Source organism: Embleya sp. AB8, from assembly GCF_049739465.1.
In the GTDB taxonomy this organism is placed as follows: Bacteria; Actinomycetota; Actinomycetes; order Streptomycetales; family Streptomycetaceae; genus Embleya.
On sequence record NZ_JBMHHY010000001.1, the window covers coordinates 589,661 to 613,820 of the forward strand.

21 protein-coding genes and 1 pseudogene are annotated in these 24,160 nt (G+C 70.6%); 11 read left to right on the forward strand and 11 right to left on the reverse strand.

Features of this window, described 5'->3' with window-relative positions; all coding sequences use genetic code 11:
* Window positions 1-270 precede the first annotated feature (270 nt).
* Entirely contained in the window at window positions 271-876 is a 606-nt protein-coding gene (locus ABIA38_RS02575; protein WP_424636685.1) for a UrcA family protein, read from the forward strand.
* A gap of 158 nt (window positions 877-1,034) precedes the next feature.
* Here ABIA38_RS02575 and ABIA38_RS02580 read toward each other — a convergent pair.
* The 3 genes and pseudogenes from ABIA38_RS02580 to ABIA38_RS02590 form a co-directional block, all read right to left on the reverse strand.
* A pseudogene (locus ABIA38_RS02580) lies at window positions 1,035-1,610 on the reverse strand (NAD(P)H-dependent glycerol-3-phosphate dehydrogenase); the annotation flags it as partial.
* A gap of 250 nt (window positions 1,611-1,860) precedes the next feature.
* On the reverse strand, window positions 1,861-6,069 hold the full coding sequence (locus tag ABIA38_RS02585; protein WP_424636686.1) for a hypothetical protein: 4,209 nt from the start codon (window positions 6,067-6,069) through the stop codon (window positions 1,861-1,863).
* Window positions 6,070-6,633: 564 nt separating this feature from the next.
* Window positions 6,634-7,752: an alpha/beta hydrolase gene (locus ABIA38_RS02590; RefSeq protein WP_424636687.1), complete on the reverse strand. Its 1,119-nt coding sequence runs from the start codon at window positions 7,750-7,752 to the stop codon at window positions 6,634-6,636.
* Between the two features lie 50 nt (window positions 7,753-7,802).
* On the opposite strand from ABIA38_RS02590, the gene ABIA38_RS02595 reads away from it, so the two are divergent.
* A complete protein-coding gene (locus ABIA38_RS02595; protein WP_424636688.1) occupies window positions 7,803-7,967 on the forward strand; it encodes a hypothetical protein in 165 nt (54 codons plus the stop codon).
* A gap of 139 nt (window positions 7,968-8,106) precedes the next feature.
* Here ABIA38_RS02595 and ABIA38_RS02600 read toward each other — a convergent pair whose 3' ends face one another.
* From ABIA38_RS02600 to ABIA38_RS02610, 3 genes are all read right to left on the reverse strand, one after another.
* Window positions 8,107-9,285: a hypothetical protein gene (locus ABIA38_RS02600; RefSeq protein ID WP_424636689.1), complete on the reverse strand. Its 1,179-nt coding sequence runs from the start codon at window positions 9,283-9,285 to the stop codon at window positions 8,107-8,109.
* Between the two features lie 226 nt (window positions 9,286-9,511).
* Window positions 9,512-10,060 carry an N-acetyltransferase family protein gene (locus ABIA38_RS02605; RefSeq protein ID WP_424636690.1) on the reverse strand — a complete coding sequence of 183 codons (549 nt, stop codon included), beginning with the start codon at window positions 10,058-10,060 and terminating at the stop codon, window positions 9,512-9,514.
* On the reverse strand, window positions 10,057-11,337 hold the full coding sequence (locus tag ABIA38_RS02610) for a hypothetical protein (protein WP_424636691.1): 1,281 nt from the start codon (window positions 11,335-11,337) through the stop codon (window positions 10,057-10,059). The genes ABIA38_RS02605 and ABIA38_RS02610 overlap by 4 nt, the downstream gene beginning before the upstream one ends.
* Window positions 11,338-11,586: 249 nt before the next feature.
* Here ABIA38_RS02610 and tgmA point away from each other — a divergent pair, with 249 nt between their 5' ends.
* From tgmA to ABIA38_RS02640, 6 genes are all read left to right on the forward strand, one after another.
* Window positions 11,587-11,823 (forward strand): putative ATP-grasp-modified RiPP, encoded by a 237-nt coding sequence (gene tgmA, locus ABIA38_RS02615; protein ID WP_424636692.1) that lies wholly within the window; start codon window positions 11,587-11,589, stop codon window positions 11,821-11,823.
* Window positions 11,823-12,788 carry an ATP-grasp ribosomal peptide maturase gene (tgmB, locus tag ABIA38_RS02620; protein WP_424636693.1) on the forward strand — a complete coding sequence of 322 codons (966 nt, stop codon included), beginning with the start codon at window positions 11,823-11,825 and terminating at the stop codon, window positions 12,786-12,788. Before tgmA ends, tgmB begins: the two co-directional genes overlap by 1 nt.
* A complete protein-coding gene (locus ABIA38_RS02625; protein ID WP_424636769.1) occupies window positions 12,785-13,945 on the forward strand; it encodes a methyltransferase domain-containing protein in 1,161 nt (386 codons plus the stop codon). Before tgmB ends, ABIA38_RS02625 begins: the two co-directional genes overlap by 4 nt.
* A 41-nt stretch (window positions 13,946-13,986) precedes the next feature.
* Window positions 13,987-14,286, forward strand: a complete 300-nt coding sequence (locus ABIA38_RS02630; RefSeq protein WP_424636694.1) for a DUF6412 domain-containing protein — start codon at window positions 13,987-13,989, stop codon at window positions 14,284-14,286.
* Window positions 14,287-14,310: 24 nt separating this feature from the next.
* Window positions 14,311-15,027: a YidC/Oxa1 family membrane protein insertase gene (locus tag ABIA38_RS02635; protein ID WP_424636695.1), complete on the forward strand. Its 717-nt coding sequence runs from the start codon at window positions 14,311-14,313 to the stop codon at window positions 15,025-15,027.
* 110 nt (window positions 15,028-15,137) lie between these two features.
* Window positions 15,138-16,112 (forward strand): exonuclease domain-containing protein, encoded by a 975-nt coding sequence (locus ABIA38_RS02640; protein ID WP_424636696.1) that lies wholly within the window; start codon window positions 15,138-15,140, stop codon window positions 16,110-16,112.
* Window positions 16,113-16,215: 103 nt separating this feature from the next.
* Here the strand turns inward: ABIA38_RS02640 and ABIA38_RS02645 are convergent, their stop codons facing one another.
* Window positions 16,216-16,905, reverse strand: coding sequence for an ABC transporter ATP-binding protein (locus ABIA38_RS02645; protein WP_424636770.1), 690 nt, complete (start codon window positions 16,903-16,905; stop codon window positions 16,216-16,218).
* Between the two features lie 96 nt (window positions 16,906-17,001).
* Entirely contained in the window at window positions 17,002-18,084 is a 1,083-nt protein-coding gene (locus tag ABIA38_RS02650) for an ABC transporter permease (RefSeq protein ID WP_424636697.1), read from the reverse strand.
* A 208-nt stretch (window positions 18,085-18,292) separates the two neighbouring features.
* On the opposite strand from ABIA38_RS02650, the gene ABIA38_RS02655 reads away from it, so the two are divergent.
* From ABIA38_RS02655 to ABIA38_RS02665, 3 genes are all read left to right on the forward strand, one after another.
* The gene (locus tag ABIA38_RS02655) at window positions 18,293-19,591 is read left to right on the forward strand and encodes a sensor histidine kinase (protein ID WP_424636698.1); all 1,299 of its coding nucleotides are present in this window, start codon (window positions 18,293-18,295) and stop codon (window positions 19,589-19,591) included.
* Entirely contained in the window at window positions 19,588-20,217 is a 630-nt protein-coding gene (locus ABIA38_RS02660) for a response regulator (protein WP_424636699.1), read from the forward strand. Before ABIA38_RS02655 ends, ABIA38_RS02660 begins: the two co-directional genes overlap by 4 nt.
* Window positions 20,218-20,342: 125 nt before the next feature.
* On the forward strand, window positions 20,343-21,428 hold the full coding sequence (locus tag ABIA38_RS02665) for an amidohydrolase family protein (protein ID WP_424636700.1): 1,086 nt from the start codon (window positions 20,343-20,345) through the stop codon (window positions 21,426-21,428).
* 51 nt (window positions 21,429-21,479) lie between these two features.
* On the opposite strand, the gene ABIA38_RS02670 is transcribed toward ABIA38_RS02665, so the two are convergent.
* The 3 genes from ABIA38_RS02670 to ABIA38_RS02680 all read right to left on the reverse strand — a co-directional run bounded on the left by ABIA38_RS02670 (window position 21,480) and on the right by ABIA38_RS02680 (window position 23,849).
* On the reverse strand, window positions 21,480-22,238 hold the full coding sequence (locus ABIA38_RS02670; RefSeq protein ID WP_424636701.1) for a GntR family transcriptional regulator: 759 nt from the start codon (window positions 22,236-22,238) through the stop codon (window positions 21,480-21,482).
* A 190-nt stretch (window positions 22,239-22,428) separates the two neighbouring features.
* Complete coding sequence (locus ABIA38_RS02675) at window positions 22,429-23,109, reverse strand: ABC transporter ATP-binding protein (RefSeq protein ID WP_424636702.1); 681 nt, start codon at window positions 23,107-23,109, stop codon at window positions 22,429-22,431.
* Complete coding sequence (locus tag ABIA38_RS02680; RefSeq protein ID WP_424636703.1) at window positions 23,109-23,849, reverse strand: ABC transporter ATP-binding protein; 741 nt, start codon at window positions 23,847-23,849, stop codon at window positions 23,109-23,111. The genes ABIA38_RS02675 and ABIA38_RS02680 overlap by 1 nt, the downstream gene beginning before the upstream one ends.
* Window positions 23,850-24,160 lie beyond the last annotated feature (311 nt).

Below are 24,160 nucleotides of genomic sequence, written 5' to 3' on the forward strand. Positions count from 1 at the left end.
CGGAAGTCTCGGCGCTTGGCGCGTCCAGGACGCACGCGTTCGGACCCGAGGCGACCGGGTGTTCAACGGAGCAGTGGCGATTGCGGGTGAACCCTCGGGGTAGCTCGACTGTTCACCGTTGGCACCACGGGACGGTGCGGCGGTTTGCCGAACCGGGGCCTTCGGTTGTGGCGGGGAATCTGTCTGGTTTCCCTGTGGTTGCGGAGCGCATGAAATACTTCAATTAAGCCTGCAATGCTGTCAGTTCAGCAATCAATTGGAGTACTAAGCATGCGATTTCGTGCAAGGATCGCCGTTCCGCTGCTCTCCGCGCTCGCGCTCTTCGGAATGGCTCCAGCGGCTCAGGCGGTCGAGACATCCGCTCCCGCGACGAGCGAGGTGGTCACGGTCGGCAAGCTGACCCCGGAACAGGCCCAGAAGGTGGACGCGGCGGGCGCGAAGCGAACCGGGTTGCGCACCCAGGGCCGGGCCCTGTGCTACCAGGCACACGTGCGGGGCAGTGACCAATGGTCCGCAAAGCTGTGTACCGACGGCGCCGCCGGTTACACCGGAACGGTGGGCCAGAATAAGCCGATCGACGAGATCTACTTCGAGGTCGGCACGACCGGCGCCCTGAACTTCAACGTACAGGCGCACTGGGCGGAGGACGGCACCGGTTCCGAGAACAACGTGCCGCCCGGCACCTGGATCCGGATAGGCAACATCCATGGTCAGCCGCTCCAGGCGATCCACCTGCGGAGCACCAACGAGACCCTGAAGGCTGCCGCCCACGTGCAGGACGTGGGCTGGAAGAGCACGGATCAATGGTTGTACGACCAGTGGATCGGAAGCATCGGCGAGAACCGCTGGATGGAAGCGTTCTGGGTGGCCATCTGAGCCGACTCCCCGGGTGAGCGGTGCCCGGGGCCCGGTGAGCCACCCACCGTCCGCCTTCGAGACATCGAGGGCGGACGGTCGGCGGCATCCGGCCTGGTCACTGTCGGGGCGACGGCGGGGGTCGGCGGTGGGTGGTGCGCCCGGGCGGGGGCGCGGTGTCAACGCTCGGGCTTGGGGGGCCGGTTCATCAGGGCGGTGGCGGCCTGGCCGAGGGTGATCTTCTCGTGGAGCAGTGCGGCGACTACGTCGGTGATGGGCATGTCGACGTGGTGGGCGCGGGCGAGGGCGAGGATGGCGTCGGTGGACTTGACGCCTTCGGTGGTTTGTCGGGTGGCGGTGGCGGCTTCGTCGAGGGTGAGGCCGTGGCCGAGGTGGGTGCCGAATGTGCGGTTGCGGGAGAGTGGTGAGTTGCAGGTGGCGACGAGGTCGCCGATGCCGGAGAGTCCGGCGAGGGTTGCCGGGTGGGCGCCGAGGGCGGTGGCCAGGCGGGTGGTTTCGGCCAGGCCCCGGGTGATGAGTACGGCGGTGACGTTGTCTCCCAGGCCCATTCCGGTGGCGACGCCGACCGCGAGGGCGATGACGTTCTTGATCGCGCCGCCGAGTTCGCAGCCGATCACGTCGGTGCTGGTGTAGGGGCGGAAGTAGGCCGTGTGGCAGGCGGATTGGAAGCGGCGGGCGGCTTCCTCGTCAGGGCAGGCGATGGTGGCTGCGGCGGGTTGGCCGGCCATGATCTCCCACGTCGGGGAAGTACGCCGGGTTGTGGTGGTGGGTCCGGTGTCCCGTCGGCCAATCCAACTGGTGACGGGGCGTCTCGTGGGACACGGGACGCCCGGTGTGCGTGTTCTCAGCGACAGACGGTGCGGGTGTCGAGGCTGTCGGCGGCCTCGTGAGCGCGATTCCGGTCCGGGACCGTAACGCCCAATAGCGAAGTGCGGGCCGCCCCCGGCGTGGGAGGGGCGGCCCGCGCCGGGCGAACGGGCCGGGTCAGCTTTCGAGTTGGGCGAGTCGCTGCCGTGCCTGGTCCAGTTTCGGGCCGTACGTGGCCGGGTCGGTCCCGTTGAGCACCGCGCAGAGGTCGATCGCTGTCCGCACCCACGCGATCGCGCTCGTCTTGTCACCGGTCTCGACGAGGAACACGACGGTGGGCGACATGATCCAGTCGGCCAATTGCGGTCGATAGGCCGGGTTCCGGACCGCATTGGGACGCAGCGTCTGCATGGCCACCGCGGCCATGGCGGCGGCCCGAGGCCGGAACTCCGGCTTGCCCCATAGCCGCGTGGCGATCTCGATCGAATCCGCGACGAACACATAGCCGAGTTCGTCGTCGGTGGGGTTCTCCTCGACGAGCACCTGGTAGGTCCCGATGGCTTCGTCGCTGACCGCGACGGCCTCGTCCCAGCGGCCGGTGTCGGCGAGGAAGGCGGTGGTGGGGGAGGCGGCCCAGTGCGCGAGTTGCCGCCGATGGCTCGGGTTCCTCCCGGCGAGTGTGCGCAGGTTGTCGATGGCCTGTACGGCGAGGTTGGTGGCCTTGGTGTGCAACTCCGCGTTGGCCCATAGGTGGGTGGCGATGTCGATGGACGCCGACGAGATGCCATAGGCGAGTTCGTCGTCGGCGGAGTTCTCACCCGCGAGCTTTCGGTAGAGGGCGATGGATTCGTCGCCGAGCGCGACCGCCTGGTCCCACCGGCCGATGCCGGCGAGGAACGCGGTGGCGGGGGAGGCGGCCCATTGCGCGAATTGCCGCCGATAGCCCGGGCTCCTCCCGGCGAGTGCGCGTAGGTTGTCGACGGCCTCTACGGCGAGGTCGGCGGCCTTGACGGTCAACTTCGGGTTGGCCCACAGGTGGTGGGCGACGTCGATCGACGCCCAGGAGATCCGGTAGACGAACTCGTCGTTGCCCGGGTGCTCCGCAGCGAGCGTCCGGTACAGGGCGACGGCTTCCTCGCCCGTGGCGATCGTCTCGTCCCAGCGCTCGGCTCCCGCCAGGTACGTCGTCAGGGCCACCAGCGCCTCGCCGAGCCGGGGCCGATGGCCGGCGTCCAGCGTGGCCAGCCGGCGCAGCAACACACACGCGGCCGACTGCGGTTGCACCGATTCCGGCGCACGTACCGCCCCGTACAACTGCCTGGCCCGGGTGTCCAGGGCGAGCACGAGCCGCTCCGCACCGGGCCGTTCATCGGTGGTCAGGACGTGGTCGGGGGCGGCCCAGTGATACGCAGCCGGCGGACCGCCCGCCCAGGCGCGGGCGAACAACTTGCCGGTGGCCGGCCGGTACACCGCCACCTCGTCGTGGCCGTCGCCGTCGTAGTCGGCCGGTACCGGAAGGTCGCCGACCTGGCCCAGGATCACGACCCGGGTACCACCGCCCGACGTGGGAGTCACCCGCCAACTGCCGTCGGCCGGATCCCAGATCACCTCGTCCTGCCGGCCGTCACCGTCGAAGTCGGCGGTCAACGCCATCCGCGCGGCGGCCGGCCCCGAGGGCGTCACACCGCGGTGCCAGTACCAGAGCGTGAGGAACACGTCGTTCAGGCCGCCGAGGTCGAGCTTGGCCTGCTCGGCCGCGGACTTCTCGATGGTGATCCGCCAGGTCGCGGCCGGGCTGCGGGCCCAGAACGCCTGCCGGACCGACGGCGCGCCGGGGTCGTGCTTGTCGAAGGTCGCCTGCACGGTGCCGGCCAGCGGACCCGTCCGGGCGTCCTCGGGTGTGCCGTTCTCGGCGCGGTTGGTGGACAGACCCCCGTGCTCGATCACGACGGTCATCCGCGGCGTCTCGGCGCGGGCGCCGAGCAGACCGACGTGTACGTACGCCACCTTCATCGCGAAGCGATTCGGGAAGGCGTCGAGCGGGAGGGTGAAGGTGGCGGTGCCCTTGGTCCGCAGCGCGTCGAGCAGTTCGGGGGTATTCAGGTCGAAATAGTGCAGATCCTGGTCCAACGGGTAGCGGTCGTGGATCCGGTGCAGATCGGCGAGTTGGGGCAGCCGCTGCCACGAGGACTGGTACTGCTGGAGCAGGCCCTGGACGCGCTTGTCGTCACCTCGGGGAAGTGGACGATAGGCGTTCTCGATGTCGTCCGGGTGCAGATAGCCCATGTCGAAGGTGTATGCGGGGGTGAGATTGCTCAGCGTCCACAGGTCCAGTGCCCGGTGGGCGTAGAAGCAGTACTCGATCAGCAGATCCATGTAGTGCTGGTTCTGGTCGATCAGTCGACGGGCGATGTCCACCAACTGCCCGATGTCGCCCGCCCAGTCGCCTCGCAGATTGGTCAGCCGGGCGATGTCGTTCGCGTTGACGGCCATCTTCCCGTCGGCCGCGGCCAACGTGAGCTGCTTCTGGTTGACCTCCAGGATCTGTAGCGCACGCTCGCGGAGCAACTCCACCTGCCGGATCAACAGGTCCTTCTCCGCATTCTGGAGCTTTCCGTCCACCTTGGCGTTGAGCAGGTCGGCGACCGTGCCCGCAGCCTGGATGAACTTCGTGGCCTGATCGCCCAGTTTCTCCAACTTGCCGGTGTCGATCTTCAGATCGGAACGCAGCTTGGGGACCTTGCCGCTCCAGTCGAACCAGTTGACCAGATAGCTGCCGTCGCCGTATTTCCCGGTGTCGACGTTGAACCCGTCCAGGACGTCGGCGTTCTTGGCGAGCATGTCCCCGGCGGCGAGCAGGGCCACGAGCGAGGCGCCTCCCGTGTACACGGCAGTGGCGAGGGCGACGACCGCGACGGCGGCACCGATCACCGGGCCCAGGTCGTTGCCCGGTGGAAATTCGAGTCGTTCCAAGGTCATCTTCTCGCGTACGGCGGCGAGTTGGGCGTTCACCTCGCGCATCTGCGTGTCGATGACGTCGGCGCGCCCCTTGGCGTGGTCCAGGCCCACCTTGGCGGCGTCCCGCTCCAGCTTGAGTACGGGTTGCAGGTCGGTGAGATGAGCCACCTGCGTGGCGACCAGTTGGACCTTGTCCGCTTTGCCGATGGCGAACAGCAGCAGGTCGCGCGCGGCGATCAGCGAGGCCTGCACCAGGGGGCCGTAGATGTCGACGAACTTCTCCTGGGCGGGAAAGTCCGGCATCAGGTCGATGTCGTAGGGCACCCCGATCGGGGTGAGGTTGTGCGCGAGGTGACGGGACAGCTCGGCCGCGTGGGCGAGTTGCGGCCACAACACCAAGGCCTGGCCGAACTCGTGCCCGGCGGCCACCCGGGCCTCGGCCCGCCGGGGCAGCCCCGGCGCGTAGGTGCGGAACAGGAACTCGCCGACCCGGGTGCGGTATTCGGCCCACGCCTGGGTGTAGGTGCCGCCCAATTCCGCGCGCACCGCGGCCCACCAGGAATCGGCGGTGTGGACACGGTAGTCCGGCGGCACGCTCGGGCCGGCCGCCGAGCCGGGCAGGCCGTTCCCGCCGTCGGGGCCGGTCACGCCGGGCCCGTTCCAGCCGCCACCGCCCGACCCACCGCTGCCCCCCTGGCCGGCGTCGCCGGGGTCACCGCCGCTGCCGTCGGCGCGCACCCCGGAGCGGGTGACCGCCTCGACCCGGATCTGCGCGCCGGCGCCGCCGACCGCCGCGTTGCCGCCGTTGCCGCCACGTCCTCCCGAGCCGGGATCGCGGCCGTCGCCGCCCCTGGGCGGTTTGACGCCGTCCTTGCCCGATCCGCCCCGGCCGCCGTTGCCGCCGTGTCCGCCGAGGCCGCCGCGCGCGCTAAGGGTCAGGTCGGTCAGCGTCGCCGCGAACAGCGTGATCGGGGTGGCCGTACCCCCGGGCGCACCGTTGCCGCCGAGTTGGCCCGGCGTGCCGTTGACGTTGTCGGGACCGGAGCCGCCGGTACGGCCGGAGGCGCCCGGGCTGCCGCTCGCACCGGCCGGCCCGGTGGTGGCGACCCCTCCGCCGTTTCCCCGATAGGTCTCGGCCACCAGCAGCACCGGGAAGCCGATGAGCGGGAACACGAATCCCGGGTCGTGGACGATTTCCCGGGCGATCAGCACCAACCGGGTGCCCGGGGCGGGTTGCTCCGCCTGTAACTCGGCCAGTAGTGCGCCGTTTACCCGGATGGTGTCCCGCAGGTAGACCCAATCCGCCGAGGCCGCGCCGGTGGCCGTACCGGTAGCCGCGATCGAGGCCGCCTCGAGGCCGGACGTGGGGCCGGACGTGGGGCCGGACACGGGATCCACGCCCGCGCTGCCGTCGGTGCTGGAGATCATCGATGGTTCCTCTCGATCGGATCGCTCACCGAGCGCGGGCCTGGATCGCAGGCGGCGCGCCGTGCCGAGATGGTGACGCCGGCGGTAGGGCGGCGTCCACCGCTTTGATTTTGGGAGTGGACACCGTTACGCGACGTCGCCGATGCCGGCCGGTACGACTCGCGCTCCGGCGGAGATCACCGACCCGGCCGACACCGTGTCCCCCGGCGGATCCGGGCGCGGGGCTCGCCGCCGCGCTGCGTCGGACGGTGGCCTTCGACGGTTGGTACCTGCCGGCCATCGCACCCACGAGCGCGGTCAATTCCTGCCACCTCAGCGGGAACGGCCACGAGGACTGTCGCCGGTTGACCGAGAACGATCCCTACGAGAACGATCCCTACGAGAACGACCTCTACCGATTCCAGGTCCTGAACCGCGCGCCGATCCGGGCGGGCGTACTCGACGGCTGGGCGCTCGACGGAGGCCGAGCGCCCGGCGAATGGCCCCATCAACGAGGGCAGTCGTCGGTAGTGGCAGGGCAGGGCGGGGCGACGGACGGCTACCTCGTTGTTCCGCCGGTGTGGCTCACAGGTGTTCGGCGAACCAGTCGGCGATCAACTGCCGCGCGGGATCGGGGTCGTCGGCGTTGCAGTGCTCCTCGCCGCCGTCCACACCGTCGAAGACGCGCAGTTCCTTGTCGACCGAGCCCGCGGCCTCGATCGCCTGCTGTGCGTCGGACAGCGGGATGCCCTTGTCGGCCGCGCCGTGCACGATCAGCAGCGGCTGGGTCAGATGCGGGATCGCCTCGGCGAGCGTGAACTGCCGGACTCGCTCCAGGGCCTGCGCCATCGTCGCGGTACCCATGACCCACGGCAGCTGCCAGAACGGCACCGGGGTGTGCTTGGACCGGGTGTCCCAGCGGTGCTGCCACACCGCGCCGTAGTCCCAGACCCCGCCCCACGCGGCGACGGCCTTGACGCGGGGCTCGAAGGAGGCGCCGCGAGGGGCGTAGTAGCCACCCAGGCTGATGCCGAGCAGGCCGATCCGGACGGGGTCGAGGTCCGGGCGGGTGAGCAGGTGGTCCACGATCGCGGTGGTGGGCACCTCGTAGTCGGGGCGGGACGGGACACCGCGCAGCCGCAGGGGTTCCCCGGTGCCGGGCGTGTCGATCACCAGGCAGGCGATGCCGCGGTCGGCGAACTCGTCGCGGATGAACCCGTACAGCAGCTCCTTGGTGACGTCGAAGCCGTTGTAGAAGATCACCACGGGGGCCGGGCCGTCGACGTCACGGGCGGGGATGAGAAGGCCGGGCAGGATGCCGTCGGGGGATTCGACCTCCACACGCTCCAGCGGGCGGTCCATCAGCTCGGCGGCCCTCGTGAACGCCGCACGCGCTCGCTCGTAGCTGTTCATCTTGGCCGGGCCCGGCGGGGTCTGCCGCTCACCGGTCAGGTAGTAGTTCGACGCCCGCAGGAACCGGTTGACGGCACTGCGCCGCAAGCCGCGGCGAAGGTCCTCCTCGGCGAACTCCGCCTGCTCGGCGCCGGCGCCGTCCCAGGCCTTCGTCCACGCGTCGGTATCCGCTTCCTCGGTCTCGCGCAGCGGGACCAGATGGCGGTCGATCTGCCCCAGGTCACCACCGGCCATGATCGACAACATCAACGCCGACGACCACATGTAGTTCTTCGGGAAGTAGTTGAACACGAATGCTCCCTGATCCGGTCGACCCCCGGATCAGGCGTATCCGCGACTCAGTGGATCAAAACAAGTCAAACGTCGTGAACATCGTGAACATCGTCAACGTGGTGAACGAGGTGTACGTGGTGATGGTGGTGCCAGTCGCGCCACCGGGCGGGATCCTCACCGAGATCGAACTCGGCCTGCACTCTCACGAGCGTGCGCTGGGTTGCCCGTCATGACCGGACTCGGACCCGTCGCCTGGCCACCTTTGGAGCGGTTCGAGGAGTTCGGCGCCGAGCGGTGGTTCGGCGTGTGGTCCTTGGCCACGCCGGCCGGGCCGCACTGAACGGCGTTGGGGTCAGGGCTTGAAGACATGCCCTAGGGCACACGTGGTGGGGCGCCGGCCTGGATGCGGCGCCAGGTGGCGGGGGACATCGCGGCGGTTGCCTGTTGGGCGTCGATTCGGGCCAGGGTGCGGGTGGGGGCGGTGAGCAGGGTCGCCGTCAGGAGCAACGAGCCGCCGATGCGCTGGGGTTCGTGGCGCAGGCTCAGGGTTTCCTCGGTGGTGTCGCGGTACGGCGTTGCCCGCAGCGCGATTCGGGCCAGTTCGTGGGCGGCCCGGCGGCGGCCGGTGCGGGCGGCGGTGGCCAGGCCGGCGTGGGCCTGGCGGGTGCGTACGTCGGCGCGGCCCCACGGGAGTGAGGCCGGCGTTTCGCCTCGGGATACCGCGATCAGCGCGGCGACCAGGTCCGTGCCGCTCGCGGCGGCGTTGCCCGGTTCGGCGAGGTAGGGGCGCACGTCGAGCCAGGCCGGACCGGAACGCGCGGTGCGTACCGCGTCCAGGGACAGGCCGCCGTGCCAGCCCAGATGGCCGCCGAGCATGGCGACCTGCTCGCGTACCTCGGGCACCACCACGCTGCGTTTGACCGCCGGGCCGTGCAGGTGTTCGTACGCGTGCACCGCGATCAACCGACCGTGCTCGAACACCGCCTGCGCGGACAGGACCGGGCCCTCGGCGGGCTCCTGGACCAGTACGCCGGCGCCGTCCACGAACGCACCGCCCTGATCCAACTCATCGGCCAGCCGTAGGAGTTGCTCGCGTCGCTCGACCCGGTGCGAGCCCAGCAGGGTCTTGACGAACAGCGGCGGATCGGCGACCTGGCGCAACTCCTCGGCGCTGCGCACAACCACGGTGCCGGCGGGCTGCGGCATGCCGATCTCGGTCAGCGTGCTCGCCGCTGCGGCCCGATCCGCGACTCGGCGCAACGCCGCGAAGGGCGGCACGGCAAGTCCGGTGCCGTGCGCGGTGATTCGCTCCGGCTCGCGGGTGAGCGCGGCGACGTGGTCGTGGGTGGCGAGCAGTACATCGAACGGCTCGGCCCGCAACACCGCCTCGACGGCGGCCAGCCAGGCCCACGGATCCGCCCCGAAGGCAGGCACATCGAACGCGGCCCCAACCGACCGAGGACGCCCGAGCAGCGGCCGACCGGGCGCGGCAAGCACCGCCGGGGCGTGCCCGGATCGCCCGACCGCCACCGCGACCTGACGCGACGTCACCCCAAACCCGTCCCCAAGCAGCACCCGCACGGGGGTCATCCTGGCACGAACACGCGTGCGTGCTCACCCCTCGGCCGGTGCGGTTCGGATCGGGCAAGCGTGAAGCCTGACGAGGAGGACGCCAACCATGCACGGCTCGAAGTCCGCCGACGCTCCGACGCCGCCGATTGTGTCCGGCGTCACCTGCTTGTGCGGGTCGCGTTGTCCCGAGGTGTGTTCGGGTTGCTCACTGCGGGCTGTCGGTTCGGGCGAGGTCGCGGACCATCACCGCGTACAACGGGGCGTCGCGGAACGGTCGTTGGTTGCCGATGCGCCGATACCCCCACGACTCGTACAGGGCCAGGACCTTCGGGTGGGTGTCCTCGACCAGCAATGTCGCGCGTTCCTCTGGGCGGGCCGTCACCAGCTCCTCGTGGACCCGCTCGGCCAGGCCCGTACCGCGCCACCCCTCGCGCACCATGACCTCGAACACGGCGACGGTGCGCGAACCGGTTTCGTGCGCGTCCTCGGGGGACAGCGCCGGCGCCGTCTTGCGCCACCAGCCGGTGCTCGCCGGCAGCGTTGCCCCGTACGCGTACCCGGCGACCTGCTCGCCGTCCCAGGCCACCACGCACTCCCACCCACCGACCGACACCTGACCGGCCAACCGCCGTTCGAAGCCGGCCACGCTGAAGAACGGGTCGTCGAGCTGCTCCGCATAGATCTCGGCATACACCTGCGACAACACCCCGCGGATTTCCGGGAGTACGGCTTCGCCGTAGCGCTCGAACCTCACGGTGACTCCTTCGGTCGGGTCGGGATCTCACGCAGTCGCGCCATCAGTTCACGCGCTTCGCACGCGTCCGGGGCGGACCGGGTCAGTTCGGTGTGGAACTTCGCCAGACTCTTGCGGGTCCGCGCGGGCATGGGCATGCCGTCCATCATGACCGTGCTCGCTGTCGCGCAGCCTTGCCCGACGTCGCCCTGTGCGAGCTGAGCGCGGGCGAGGGCAAGTGTGTAGTACACCCGGTTTCGCTCGAACTCCGGGCGTAGTAGGGCCAGTGCCCGATGCGCGTATGCCTCGGCGCGTTCGCCGTCGCCGAGGTTCAGGTGCGCCAGGCCCGACAGCCCGGACAACTCGGCTGGGTCATAGAACGCCAACCAGGCCGGACGAGGCTCTCGCGGGTCACAACGTTCCAGCGCCGCCCACGCGTGCCCCAGCGCACGCAGCGCGGCGTTACGCTCGCCGATCCTGGCGTACACCCCCGCGACCCGGGCGTGCGTCAGGGAGGCCCGTAGCTGGTCGCGCCGCGTGATCGTGCACCCGCGCGCGGCCTCGGCGGCGGCGAGGGCTTCCGGGTGGTGGCCGAGCTGCACCGAGGCCATCGAACCCTGGTTCCAGGCTCGCCACATGATCGCGCTGTCACCGGACATCCCGGCCAAGGTCACGCCGCGGTCCATGTGCGCCTGCGCGCGTTCGGGCTGCCGTTCGTCGATCGCCGCCCACAACGCCCATGTGGCGAACTCCGAGGCGACGGCGTACAGATGGCCCCGGACCCGCTGCGTCGCCGAACCGGCGCGTTGAAGGTCCAGCGTGTACTTCGCCATGGCAACTGCCCGGCATTCCAGGGAACTTCCGCTGCCGCGCCGGTTGTCCTCATCGGCCAGTGCGTCGAGCCGGGTGCGAAGTCGGGCCACGTCGCTCATGCCAAGGGTCTTGACGGTCCTCCCGGCAGCGTAGTCCGCCGTGACGGCGGCGCTGCCGGCGACGAATGTGCGGCGGTGCACGGGGACTTGATCCTCCGAATTCTCCGAATCCTCCGGGGGCGAGGCGGTGCGCGGGATGAACCCGAGGCTGCGAGCGGATCGTTCGAAAACTGTCTCCAGGGCCCGCCGCTGACGTTCCTGCGGCCAGGTCGATTGGCCGGAGAGCCATCGGCGTACATGCCGGTCCGAGAGCGTTCCGACCCGACCGGTGAACCCGACCATGGCATTGTTCAGCACGTCGGCCAACTCCGCCTGGTCCAAGCCGTATTCACCCATTGCTTCGGCGAGAAGCCGATTGTCCGCCATGACCCGACGGTAGCCGAGCGCTCCCGCTGGGTCACCTTGCTCGATTCAACCCTCGGAAGAATGTCCGGTCTCTTGCGAGCAGTCGGAGTGTGGATTGACCTGTCCGTCGAGCCCGACGGCTCGTTGACTGGTGGTGGGGACGCGCTGCCGAGGAGCCCGAAGGCACGCTCCATCCCCTGATCGTGCCGCCCCGGAACCGGGGAGCGGCACTGCGCCATCGACGTACGATCGGATGAACAGGAGAACAGCATGACCACGCCGGTCCAGACCCATACCCATCCCGTGCCCTTCGGGATGCGGCACCTGACCCCGCCTCGCGCGGGTCGCCCGTCGCCGGACGGCGGGTATGACACGGCCCTTCAACTCAACGTGACCACGACCGGCAACCCGTGGCACGCCCTGGCCGCCGGCGAGACCAAGACCGAGACCGATGGGGGCGACGGCAAGGCCGGCAACACCGACGGCGACGGGACGGACCTGTTCTGATGGCCGATTGCCGCATCCTGATCATCACCAACCGCGACGACGTGACGGCCGACGCGGTGGTGGGCGAGCTGACGCGGCGGGCCGCCGGGGAGGTCGTCCGGTTGGATACGGCCGACTTCCCCGGCATGCTCACCTTGGATGCCCGCCTCACCCCCGAGGGATGGGCGGGAAACCTCGGCGGTGTCGCACAGTTGAACCTGGAAGCGGTCGGATCCGTGTGGTGGCGCCGTCCCGGGGAGTTTCACCTGCCTCCGGAATGGCCGGACGACGCCCGCGCGTTCGGCGCTTCGGAGGCCCGCGCCGGCCTGTTGGGAGTCATCGGGTCGCTGCCGGTCCGATGGATCAACCACCCGGCCGCCGACGCGGCCGCGAACTACAAGCCACGACAGTTGGCCGAGGCCGCCCGATGTGGACTGGCCGTCCCCGACACCGTCATCACCACCGACCCCGACCGGGCGAGGGAGTTCGCCGCCCGACACGGACGGGTGGTGTACAAGGCATTGGGCGGCGGCGTTGCCCGCGAGGACGGGCGGCGCCATGGCGTTCCCACGACCCTGGTCGGGTGCGACGACATCGACGAGGCTGTGGCGTCCACTGCGACGCTGCTTCAGCAGTACGTACCCAAGGCGTTCGAGGTGCGATTGACCGTCGTCGGGGACCGGATGTTCCCCGTATGCATCCATGCCGGTACGGACGCGACCCGGCTGGATTGGCGCACGGACTATTCGGCCCTGACATACCGTACCGACGAGGCGACACCGCCGTTTGTTGCCCGAGGGGTGCGCGAGTTCATGGCTCGCATGGGACTGTTCTTCGGCGCGTTCGACTTCGCCGTTACACCCGGTGGTGAGTGGGTGTTCTTCGAGGTGAACCCGTCGGGCCAATGGTATTGGCTGGTTCGGCGTACCGGGGTGCCGCTGGTGCAGGCGATGGCCGATGCGCTACAGGAGGGGATCGGCGGATGAGCGTGTCGGAGCGGGAGTGGGCCGAGGCCGCGGGGGTGTTGGCCGAGGAGGTTGCCACGCCTGGGTGGGCCGACGCGGTGGCCGGGACGCCTCGGCATTTGTTGGTGCCGGCCTGGTGGGCGTATCGGCCGCCGACGCACTGGGAGCGGGTGGATGCGTACGGGGATCCCGGCCGGTGGCGTGTGGCGTATACGGACGCCACGCTTGTGACACGGGTTGGCGCGCGGCACGCCGATGATGTGGGCGCCGGTGACACGGTTACCGGGTCGCCCACTTCCTCCTCCACCCTGCCGTCGTTGGTGGTTGCGATGTTCGAGCATGCGGAGGTTGCCGAGGGGGATCGGGTGATCGATGTGGGGACCGGGTCCGGGTATTCGGCTGCGCTGTTGGCGCATCGGCTCGGGGGCGATGCGGTGACCAGTGTCGATGTTGATCCCTACCTGGTGCGGGTTGCCCGGGAGCGGGTCGGACGGCTCGGGCGGCGGCCCGAGTTCGGGTGTGTGGATGCGGATCGGGCGTTGCCGGGCCAGGGGTACGACGCGCTCGTGGCGATGGTGTCGGTTCGGCCCGTTCCGGCGGCGTGGCTTGCGGCGGTGCGGTCCGGTGGGCGGATCGTGGCCACGATTGCGGGTACGTCGCTGCTGATTCGGGCGCGGGTGCGGGACGACGGCACCGCGTGCGGGCGTGTACTGGCCGACTCGGCGGGCTTTATGCGTACTCGCGTTGGGGACGACTATCCCTCGATGGATGATGTGTTTCGGGCGGGGCGTGATGCCGAGGGCGACAGTGTCACGACCGATGAGGGTGAGCCTTACGACTTGGCGCCGGGTGGCGATGTGCGCACGCTGGTCACGCTTGCGACCGGGGCGACGGATTTTCGCGGCTATCGGCGGGAGGATGGCGCGGAGTTGGCGTGGATTCTTCATTCCGACGGGTCGTGGGCGCGGATCGAGCGCTGCCGTGCTGCTGGTGGTGGTGGTCGGTCCCGGTCGGTGCATCAGGGTGGGCCGCGGGCGTTGTGGGATGAGGCTCGGGTTGCGCTCGGTGTTTGGGAGGAGCGGGGGCGGCCTTCGGTTCGGGACTTTGCGGTGACGGTTACCCCGGACGCGACGACGTTGGTGTGGGACGGGCCTGCGGAGTGGCGGATCACGCTGTAGTTCGCGGGCTTGGACGGTTTGGAGGGATTACCATGCCGGTTATGGATCGCTCCCGGGCCGGCCTTGCTTCGACGTCGTTGGTGGCGGCGTTGTTGGTACTGGTCGGTTGTGGGCTGTTCGTGGATGGGGCTTTGCCCGGGCTGGTTGCCGTTGCGTTGACCGCGGTGCTTGCGTTGGCCGGGGCCGTGGTGTGTCGGGCGCCGTCCGGGGAGTGGGCTCGGGTGCGTGGGGCGGTGTTGCGGAAGCGGGCCGATCGGCTGGCGTTTCTGCCCGCTCGTGATCCCGATGGGCCCGGGCGATCGCGACCTCGGGCGCCGGGGGCGGGCCTGGCGGCTCGCTGATCCCCGGTTGGGGCGGGGTGTTTTTTGGCTTTGCCGCCTGACGCGTCCTTGATTCCTGCGTCATGGAAGGCCCTTCCTCTCATGTTTGTTGTTGTGCTTGGTGTCGCGCACGACGTTTTGCTCACCCTCGCCGATGCGCTTGCGCCGCTGCTTGGTACCGGTTCGGTGGCCGGTGCCGTGGTCGTGTTCACGGCGTGTGTACGGCTCGCGTTGGTTCCGCTTGGTTACGCGCAGGCTCGGGCCGAGGTGGTTCGGGCGCGGATTGCTCCGCAGGTGTCCCGGGTTCGAGCCAGGTATGCGAAGGATCCGCAGCGGATGGCGCGCGAACTGGCGGCGTTGCATCGGGAGTCCGGTATCTCGATGTTTGCCGGGGTGCTGCCGGCTCTGGCCGGCGTGCCGTTTTTGTTTTTGACGTACCGGCTGTTCAGTGGTGATCAGGATCTGCTCGGGCACACGTTGGCCGGTGCGCCGCTCGGTTTGCACCCGGTGGCGGGGCTCGGTGGGCCGCATGTGCTGGTGTTGGTGGGACTGTTGGCACTGATCGCGGGCGTTGCGTATCGGCAGTATCGGGTGGCCGCCGCGGTTGCGGACGCGCCGAAATTGGTGCGGTGGTTGCCGTTCGGCACGGTGGTGACCGCGGCGTTCGTGCCGCTTGCGGCTGGGGTGTATTTGCTGACGAGTACCGCGTGGACCACCGTTGAGCGGCCGTTGTTGCGGCGGATTGCCATCGCTCGGGTCTAGTGCGCGGCACTGGCGTCGGTGGTGCCGCGGCCGGGCACGTCGTACCCGAGGGCTAGCGTTTCGAGCAGTGACGACGTGAATCTGATCCGCGATCGGAAAAGGGCACCCCCATGGCTACGAACAAGTTCGGCGCGACCTGTGCCACGTGCACGACCTATGTCAAGGCAGGCGACGGCCTGTTGGTCCGTGATGGCAACAAGTGGGTTACCTACTGCGCGAATTGCGGCGAGCCCAGGCCCGTCGCGCCGCCGCGTGGCGACCACGACGGCTGGCATCGCGGGCCGATGGCCGCGTTCGACGTGGAGACCTCCGGGGTGGATCCGCACACGGACTTCGTGGTCACCGCCGCCCTGGTCGACTCGGCGGGCACCCGGCGGTCCTGGCTGCTCCACCCGGGTGACCGGGAGATCCCGGCCGGGGCCACCGCGATCCACGGGATCGACACCGCGCGGGCCCGCGCCGAGGGACGTCAACCCGCCGTGTGCCTGGCCGAGATCGGTGCGGCGATGGCCGAGTACCTGGCGGCCGGCACGCCGATCGCGATCTACAACGCGCCGTTCGACCTGACCATCCTGCAGACCGAGCTGCGCCGCCACGGCCTGCCGCAACTCTCGTACACCGCCCCGATCATCGACCCGCTGGTGATCGACAAGCAGCTCGACCGTTATCGCAAGGGCAAGCGCACGCTGGCGGCGACCAGCGCGTTCTACGAGGTGGTGCTGACCGATGCGCATACGGCGGACGGGGACGCGTTGGCGTGTCTGCTGCTGGCGCAGGAATTGGGCGCGCGGTTCCCGGAGTTGGCGGCCGACTCGCTGCGTACGCTGCATGGGAAGCAGGCGGGGTGGTATGCCGAGCAGGCCGCCTCGCTGCAGGCGTACTTCACCCGTCGCAACCCGGACGGCGGCGAGGTGGTCGACGCGAACTGGCCGGTGATTCCGGATGGGGACGGTTCCGGCGGAGCGGCGGCGCCGAGTCTGCCGGGTCCGGCGACCGGTTCGAGCGCCTGGCAACCGGCGGCCGAGCCGGTGCGGACCGGGTCGACGGCTTGGCGGCCGGCGGGGGCGGGGGAGGCGGGGGAGTAGGCACGGGCAGCATAAGCGGCAGGCGGCAGGCGGCAGGCGGCAGTCGGTAAGCGGCAGGCGGTAAGCGGTAAACGACATGCGGCAGTCGGCAGGCGGCCACCGGCTAGTGCCCCTCGTCGAGCGTGCGCACTCGCCCGTCGATCAGCTCCAACGACCGCTCGGCGTGGGTCAGATGGCGGCGGTCGTGGGTGACCAGGACGGTGGCCGCGCCGGCCGTACGGGTCAGTTCGGCGAGCAACGCCACGATGGCCGCGCCGCGTTCGTGGTCGAGTGCGCTGGTGGGCTCGTCGACAAGGAGCACGCGCGGCTCGTTCATCAATGCCCGTGCGATGTTGACCCGTTGCCGCTGGCCGCCGGACAGGCGGTGTGGGCGGTGTTCGGCGCGATCGGCGAGGCCGACCCGGTCGAGCAGGTCCAACGCACGGGCGCGGGCCTTGCGCGGGTTGCGGCCGGCCAGGTGCGCCATCACCTGGAGTTGCTCGACGCACGTCAACGATGCGAGCAGGTTGGGCTGTTGGAACACGATGCCGATCGTGGTCCGGCGCAGCCTGGCACGTTCGGCCGCGCCGAGGGTCGACGCGTCCCGCCCGGCGATCGACACCAGGCCGGCGTCTGGTCTGGTCAGCGTCGCGGCGACGGCCAGCAGGCTGGACTTGCCGGACCCGGACGGGCCGACCACGGCGGTCACCGTGCCGGGCGGGACCACCAACGAGACCCGGTCGAGGGCGGTCAGCCGGCTGTCGCCGTCGGGGTAGGTGAGCGTTACATCGGCGAGTTCGAGACCGGAGGACATCGGGTTGCGCCTTTCGGGATCGGCGGGCGGCGTGCTCATCGCGTACGGCAGCGTTCTCATCGCGTACCACTTCGCGTACCACTCATCGCGTACCACTCATCGCGTACCGCTCAGCGCCGTGTGCGGATCGACGGAGGTCACCCGGCGGATCGCCAGACCCGCGCCGACCATGCCGAGCAGGATCAGTACGAGGGCCGGAAACACTGTGGTCGACACGTCCACCACGAATGGCACACCCGCCGGCGCGATCACCCCGAACAGCGCGGCGATCGCAGTGCCGAGCCCGGTCCCCACCAGCAACACCACGAACGCCTGGCCGAGCGCGTCGCGCAGCAGATAGCCGGTGGGTGCGCCGAGCGCCTTGAGTACCGCGATGTCGCCGGCTCGCTGGATCGTCCAGACCGTGAAGAACGCGCCGACCACGAGCGCCGAGATGGCGAACAGGAAGCCGCGCATCAGCTGGAGCGAGCCGTTCTCGGCGCGGTACGAGCCGATCGCGGCCCGGGCGTCGCCGAGCGAGAGAGTGCGCGTCCCGATCGCACGATCCGCCGGTCCGGTATGCGCGCCGGCCAGGTCGAGCACGATCACCGTCGCATGCGTCCCGCCGTGCTGCGGCCCGGAACGCAGCGGTTGCCAGTCGGCGAGCGTGGTCCAGGCGACGGGTGCGTGGCTGTACGAGGACCCGGACACCACGGCGGCCACGGTCAGCGTCGTGTCCGCCCCGGCGGTGACCCGGTCGCCGACCCGTACGTGCAGGTCCTCGGCCAGCGGCCGGGACAGTACGACGCTGCCGGGCGTGAGCGCGCCCGGCGCCAACGGCCCGCCGGGCTCGACGCCGAACGCGGCGGCGGCAGCGGTACGCGGGCCGACCCCGAACCGGGTGAGCGAGATCCCGAGCGGCGCGGCGGAGCGTACGCCCGGCTGCTCGGCCCAGCGCCGCCACTGCGCCTCGTCCACGGTCGAGTCGGCGAACGACACCTTCTGCCCGGACGCGGACGCCGGCGCCGCGAATGCCAACCGATCGGCCGGCAGCGCGTCGATCGCGGACGTATTGGCCCGCCCGAGCCCGACGGTCAACCCGGACACCAGCCCGACCAGCGCGGTCACCAGCACGACGGTGACGATCATCAGGGCGAACCGCCCTCGGGCGAACACGAGATCTCGCAGCGCGACGAACACGGTGGGTCGGGGTCTCCTCGGATGACGTGATCCGGATGACGTGATCCGTCGGAATGGATCGACTGTCCGAATGGATCGACTGTCGGAATGGATCGACTACCTCCACCCTGGTTGCCGCCACCCGCCACGGCATCGATCGAGCTAGGTGTTCCCGGTCAACCTTTTGATCGATGGTCGCCGAATCCGCCCGGTCTACCCTTGACCCGATATGTACCTCACGCCGACCTCGACTCCCGTACCCCGCGTCCTCCGGGCCTGTATGCACGGCCTGGTGGCGCTGCTCCTCGGCCTGATCGCGCTGCGCGCCCTGCTCGGCGCCCAGGTCTCGGCCGGGCGGGCCGCGCTGCTCCTGGGCTGTGTGGCGGTCGCGGCCGGGGTGTACGCGGCGGGCAATCTGCTGCCGTCGGTGGGCGTCGTGCGGCGGGCCTCGGTGTTGTGGTTGGGCGCGCTGACGTTGTCCTGGTGTGGATTGTTGGCGCTGACGGCGGAGGGGATCTGGTTTGCCTTCCCGCTGTTCTTCCTGGTGCCGCACCTGCTGCCGGTGCGGATCGCGCTGCCGGCGGTGGGCGGGCTGACCGGGCTGGCGATAGCGGGATACGCGGCGCATCGTGGTGGGCTGACGGCGGGCATGGTGCTCGGGCCGGCGCTGGGCGCGGCGGTGGCGGTGGCGACCGTACTGGGCTATCAGGCGCTGCATCGGGAGAGCGAGCAGCGGCGTCGGCTGGTGGAGGACGTGATCGCGGCGCGGGCATCGCTGGCGGCGGCGGAGCGGCGGGCGGGGGTGCTGGCCGAGCGGGAGCGGTTGGCCCGGGAGATCCACGACACGCTTGCCCAGGGGTTCAGCAGCATCCAACTGCTGCTGCGGGCGGCGGAGCGGGCGCTGCCGGGTGCGCCGATGGTCGCGGATCGGCATGTCCGGCTCGCCCGGGAGACCGCGACGGACAGCCTGGCCGAGGCACGGCGGTTCGTACGCGCGTTGGCGCCGCCGGAGCTGGACGGGTCGTCGTTGCCGGCCGCGCTGGCGCGGTTGTGCGCGCGGACGGCGGACGAGGCGTCGCTGGATGTGCGCTTCCACAACACGGGTGACGCGGTGGGGGTGCTGCCGACGGCGGTCGAGGTGGCGCTGCTGCGGATCGCCCAGTCGGCGCTGGGCAATACGGTGCGGCACGCGGGCGCGTCCCGGGCCGAGGTGACGCTCAGCCACATGGACACGTCGGTGACGTTGGACGTGGTGGACGACGGGTGCGGGTTCGACCCGGCGGTGCGGCCGGGTCGAGCGGGGTTGTCGGGGTCGTCGGGCTCTTCCGGCTCTTCCGGCTCTTCTGGCTCTTCCGGCTCTTCTGGGTCTTCCGGGTCTTCTGGGCTTTCCGGGTCTTCCGGGACCGGCTTCGGGCTGGCGGCGATGCGGACTCGGGCTGCCGAGCTGGGTGGCGTGCTGACGGTGGAGTCGGGGCCCGCGCAGGGGGCGGCGATCGTGGTGACGTTCCCGGTGGGGGCGGCGTCGTGATCCGGTTGTTGCTGGCCGACGACCACCCGATCGTCCGGGCCGGGCTGCGCGCGGTGTTGGCGGCGGAGCCGGACTTCGTGGTGGTGGGGGAGGCGGAAACGGCGGAGCGCGCGGTCGAGTTGGCCCGTTCGCTGACGCCGGACGTGGTGCTGATGGACCTGCGGTTCGGGCCGGGGGCGATGCACGGGAACGCGGCCACGGCGGCGATCGCGGCACTGCCGGACGCGCCGCACGTACTGGTGCTGACGACTTACGACACGGACGCGGACATCCTGGCGGCGGTCGAATCGGGCGCGCTGGGCTACCTGTTGAAGGATGCTCCGCCGGAGGAGCTGGCCGCCGCGGTACGCACGGCCGCCGCCGGTGAGTCGGCCCTGGCGCCGCGGATCGCCGGTCGGCTGCTGAACCGGTTGCGCGACCCGCTGCCGACGCTGAGCCGCCGGGAGACCGAGGTACTGGGGCTGGTCGCGGACGGGTTGTCCAACCTGGCGATCAGCAAGGCGCTGTTCCTGAGCCAGGCCACGGTCAAGTCCCACCTGGTGCACATCTACGCGAAGCTCGGCGTGGACTCGCGCACTTCGGCAGTGGCGGCGGCGGTGCAGCGGGGGTTGTTGCGGCGGGGGTGAACACGGGCACATGGTGCGCCCGGGCACGTGGTGCGCGGGGTGGAGGGGCGGAGCCGGCGCGGCGGGACGACCGCGCATCCGGGCCGGCGCGGGTGTTTCGGGCGGCGTGGTCGTAGGGTCTGCGCATGACCGTGTTGCACGTGAAGGGTCGCGTACTGGTCGGCCCGGACGAGGTTCGTGACGAGTTGTGGGTGGTCGACGGGCGGATCACCTTCGATCGGCCGACGTCGCTCGCCGTGGACGGGACGTTGGCAGGTTGGGTACTGCCCGGCCTGGTCGACGCGCACTGCCACGTCGGGATCGACGAGCACGGCGCGGTCGACGCGGCGACCTCCGAACGCCAGGCGCGTACCGACCGGGACGCGGGCGCATTGTTGCTGCGCGACGCCGGATCGGCCGCCGACACCCGCTGGATCGACGGCCGCGAGGACCTGCCCCGGCTGATCCGCGCGGGTCGCCATCTGGCCCGGCCCAGGCGGTACATCCGCAACTACGCGCACGAGATCGAGCCGGGCGACCTGACCGCGTACGTGGTCCAGGAGGCCCGGCGCGGCGACGGCTGGGTCAAGCTGGTCGGCGACTGGATCGACCGGGACACCGGCGACCTGTCCCCGCTGTGGCCACTGGACGCGCTCAAGGAGGCGATCGCCGCCGCGCACGCCGAGGGCGCCCGGGTCACCGCGCACTGCTTCGCCGAGAACTCCCTCCCGGACCTGGTCGAGGCGGGCATCGACTGCGTCGAACACGCGACGGGGTTGACGCAGGAGCTGATCCCGATGTTCGCCGAGCGGGGTGTGGCGATCGTGCCGACCCTGGTCAACATCGCCACCTTCCCCGGCATCGCGGACCAGGCGGGCGCCAAGTTCCCGACCTACGCAGCCCACATGCGCGCGCTGCACGCCAACCGCTATGCCACGGTCCGGGCCGCCTACGACGCTGGCATCCCGATCTACGTCGGCACCGACGCGGGCGGCTCCCTGCCACACGGCCTGGTCGCCGACGAGGTCGCGGAACTGGTCACCGCCGGCATCCCGGCGAGGGACGCCCTGGCCGCCGCGTGCTGGTCGGCCCGAAAGTGGCTCGGCCGGGAAGCCATCGCCGAGGGCACCTCCGCCGACCTGGTCGTCTACGCCGCCGACCCCCGCGAAGACGTCGCCGTCCTGGCCGACCCGAAAGCGGTGGTGCTGCGGGGTCGGGTGATGCCTCGTTGACGCGGAGCGCGCGTCACGGGCCGATCAGGCCCAGCGGGCGCAGCGGGCCCATCAGGCGTCGAAGTCGTACTCCAGGACGTAGGAGCCGGCGTCCAGGACCATGCTGTTGACCTCGACGGCCCGGCGGTCGGCGGCGAAGGCCGTACGACAGATCAGCACCACCGGCATACCGGCCGCGAGGGCGAGGTGGTCGGCCTCGTCCTTGGTGGGCATCCGAGCCCGCACCTGTTCCTGGAAGTGCACCGGCGCCGCGCCGAGTTCGGCCAATCGCGCGTAGGTGCCGCCGGGCCCGGTGTCCGGCTGCGTGATGCGCGAGCCGGCGACCAGGTCGGCCGGCAGGTAGGACGTGGAGGCCAACACCGGCTTGCCGTCGAGGACGAACCTGCGGCGGCGTACCCAGACGGGCGTACCGGGTTCCAGGCCGAGCAGCGGCGCGACCGGGTCCGGAACGGGTGCCTCAGCCACGGCGATCCGGTCGACCACGAGTTCGCGGTTGTCGATCTCCGTCGCCCAGATGGACAGCCCGGATCCCCAACGCTGCCGTGACAACCGCTGGATGCCGCGCCGACGGATCGGCCGGAACTCCCGTACGAACACCCCGGCACCCTTGCGCGCCTCGGCGATGCCCTCGCTTTGCAGCAGGCCGAGCGCCTGGCGGGCGGTCATCCGGGCGACCTGGTGGGTCTCCATCAGGTCGTTCTCACCGGGCAGCCGATCGCCGGGGCGGTACGTGCCCGACTCGATCGCCGCCCTGAGTACATCGGCGATCCGCTGGTACTTGGGCTGCTGATCGTGGGCTTTGCCGGCCATTGTCGAGTGGTTCCCCTTCTTCCTCTCTAGACATCCTAGAGGCGGGAGTGGATCAAGGACGGTTGACCGGTTCCTCGGCGCGTCCCGACGAAGCGGTTGACATCTCTAGAGAGATCGGCTTGTCTAGAGATGTATAGATCTCTAGAGATGCTGGGGTTGGTCGGAGCTTCGGCCGGCCACACCGGGAGACTTACGTGCGGTGGGGCGATCCAGGGTGGGACCGGTACTCGGTGGGGTCGCCTCGGAAGGTGATGGTGCCTCGGCTCAGGGCGTAGACGACTTCGGCTCGGGATAGGGCTTCCGCGGTGTGTTGTTCGACGAGGATCACCGTGCGGTCGGCGGTGGCCAGGGTGCTCACCACCTCGTAGAGGTGGGCGGCGATTCTGGGGGCCAGGCCCTGGCTCAGTTCGTCGAGTAGGAGGAGTTTGGCGGGGGACAGGAGGGCTCGGCTCACCGCGAGCATTTGTTGCTCGCCGCCGGACAGGGTGGCGGCGCGTTGGCTCAGGCGGTCGGCGAGGATTGGGAACGCGGTCAGGGCGGGGTCGATGGTGCCGCCGTTGGCGAAGAGCTTCAGGTTGTCGGCGACGGTGAGGCCGGTGAATACGCCGCCGCGTTCGGGGATCAGGGTCAGGCCGGCTCGGGCTCGGCGGTCGGCGGGCCAGGTGGTGATGTCGGTGCCGTTCCAGGTGATCGTGCCGGCGGTGGGGCGGACCAGGCCGGCCAGCGTGTTGAGCAGCGTGGTGCGGCCCGAGCCGTTGCGGCCGACCAGGGCGGTGACCGCGCCGGCCGGGAAGTCCAGGTCGACGCCGTGCAGCGCCTCGATCGGGCCGTGTCGGACCCGCAAGCCGCTGACCGACAGGGTGATCGGCATCAGAGGTACACCTCCCGGGCCCGGGCGTCGCGGCGGATCTCGGCGGGCGGGCCCGAGGCCACGATCCGGCCCGCGGCCATCACATGCACGGTGTCGGCGACGCCGAAGACCAGGTCCATGTCGTGCTCGACCAGCAGGATCGCCAGTCCGTCGGCGGCCAACGCGCGCAGTTCGCGGCGCAGCCGGTCGGTCTGCGCGTCGTCGAGTCCGCTGGCCGGCTCGTCCAGGAGCAGTACGGACGGGGACGACGCGAGCGCGCGGGCCAGTTCGACCATCCGCAGTATCCCGGCCGGGAGTTCGCCCGCCGGGGTGTACGCATGTTCGGTCAGCGCGAGCCGGTCCAGCGCGGCCTCCACGGCGAACCTGGTCCGCCCGTGCGCCGGATCGGGCAGGCCGAGCAGTCGGGCCAGGGCGGATGCGCCCGTCCGGTTCTCCGCGGCCACCCGCAGGTTGTCCACCACGGTCAGGCTCGGGAACACCGACACCACCTGGAACGTACGCGCCACCCCCAGTCGGGCCCGCCGATGCGCCGGCAGCCGGGTGACGTCGCGCGCCCCCACGTACACCCGCCCGGCGTCGACCCGGCCACCCGCGAGGCAGTCGAACAGGGTGCTCTTCCCGGCCCCGTTCGGCCCGATCACCGCCGTCACGACACCCGCCGGCACCACCAGATCCACCCCGTCCACGGCCCGCAACCCCCCGAACCGCCGCACGATCCCCTCGGCCCGCAGCGCGGTCATCGGCGTACCTCCATGCTGCTCCGGCTCCGGCTTCGGCTCCGGTCGTGGACCGGGACGGGCGTCACGGGCGGGCGGGCGCCGGAACGGCTCGGCGCCGAGCACCGCTTCCGCGTCCCGCTCCGGCTTCGGTCGCGGACCGGGACGGGCGTCACGGGCGAGCAGGCGCCGGAACGGCTCGGCGCCGAGCACCGCTTCCGCGTCCCGCTCCGGCTTCGGTCGTGGACCGGGACGGGCGTCACGGGCGGGCGGGCGCCGGAACGGCTCGGCGCCGAGCACCGCTTCCGCGTCATCTCCGCACTGCGGAACGCGTG

What these genes read in the sequence shown, in the direction of transcription:
- tgmB (WP_424636693.1), top strand. Translation starts at nt 11,823, where the DNA reads ATGGCCGATTGCCGCATCCTGATCATCACCAACCGCGACGACGTGACG.
- ABIA38_RS02610 (WP_424636691.1), bottom strand. Translation starts at nt 11,337, where the DNA reads ATGGCGGACAATCGGCTTCTCGCCGAAGCAATGGGTGAATACGGCTTG.
- ABIA38_RS02625 (WP_424636769.1), top strand. Translation starts at nt 12,785, where the DNA reads ATGAGCGTGTCGGAGCGGGAGTGGGCCGAGGCCGCGGGGGTGTTGGCC.
- ABIA38_RS02655 (WP_424636698.1), top strand. Translation starts at nt 18,293, where the DNA reads ATGTACCTCACGCCGACCTCGACTCCCGTACCCCGCGTCCTCCGGGCC.
- tgmA (WP_424636692.1), top strand. Translation starts at nt 11,587, where the DNA reads ATGACCACGCCGGTCCAGACCCATACCCATCCCGTGCCCTTCGGGATG.
- ABIA38_RS02675 (WP_424636702.1), bottom strand. Translation starts at nt 23,109, where the DNA reads ATGCCGATCACCCTGTCGGTCAGCGGCTTGCGGGTCCGACACGGCCCG.
- ABIA38_RS02645 (WP_424636770.1), bottom strand. Translation starts at nt 16,905, where the DNA reads ATGTCCTCCGGTCTCGAACTCGCCGATGTAACGCTCACCTACCCCGAC.
- ABIA38_RS02640 (WP_424636696.1), top strand. Translation starts at nt 15,138, where the DNA reads ATGGCTACGAACAAGTTCGGCGCGACCTGTGCCACGTGCACGACCTAT.
- ABIA38_RS02630 (WP_424636694.1), top strand. Translation starts at nt 13,987, where the DNA reads ATGGATCGCTCCCGGGCCGGCCTTGCTTCGACGTCGTTGGTGGCGGCG.
- ABIA38_RS02680 (WP_424636703.1), bottom strand. Translation starts at nt 23,849, where the DNA reads ATGACCGCGCTGCGGGCCGAGGGGATCGTGCGGCGGTTCGGGGGGTTG.
- ABIA38_RS02585 (WP_424636686.1), bottom strand. Translation starts at nt 6,069, where the DNA reads ATGATCTCCAGCACCGACGGCAGCGCGGGCGTGGATCCCGTGTCCGGC.
- ABIA38_RS02670 (WP_424636701.1), bottom strand. Translation starts at nt 22,238, where the DNA reads ATGGCCGGCAAAGCCCACGATCAGCAGCCCAAGTACCAGCGGATCGCC.
- ABIA38_RS02665 (WP_424636700.1), top strand. Translation starts at nt 20,343, where the DNA reads ATGACCGTGTTGCACGTGAAGGGTCGCGTACTGGTCGGCCCGGACGAG.
- ABIA38_RS02575 (WP_424636685.1), top strand. Translation starts at nt 271, where the DNA reads ATGCGATTTCGTGCAAGGATCGCCGTTCCGCTGCTCTCCGCGCTCGCG.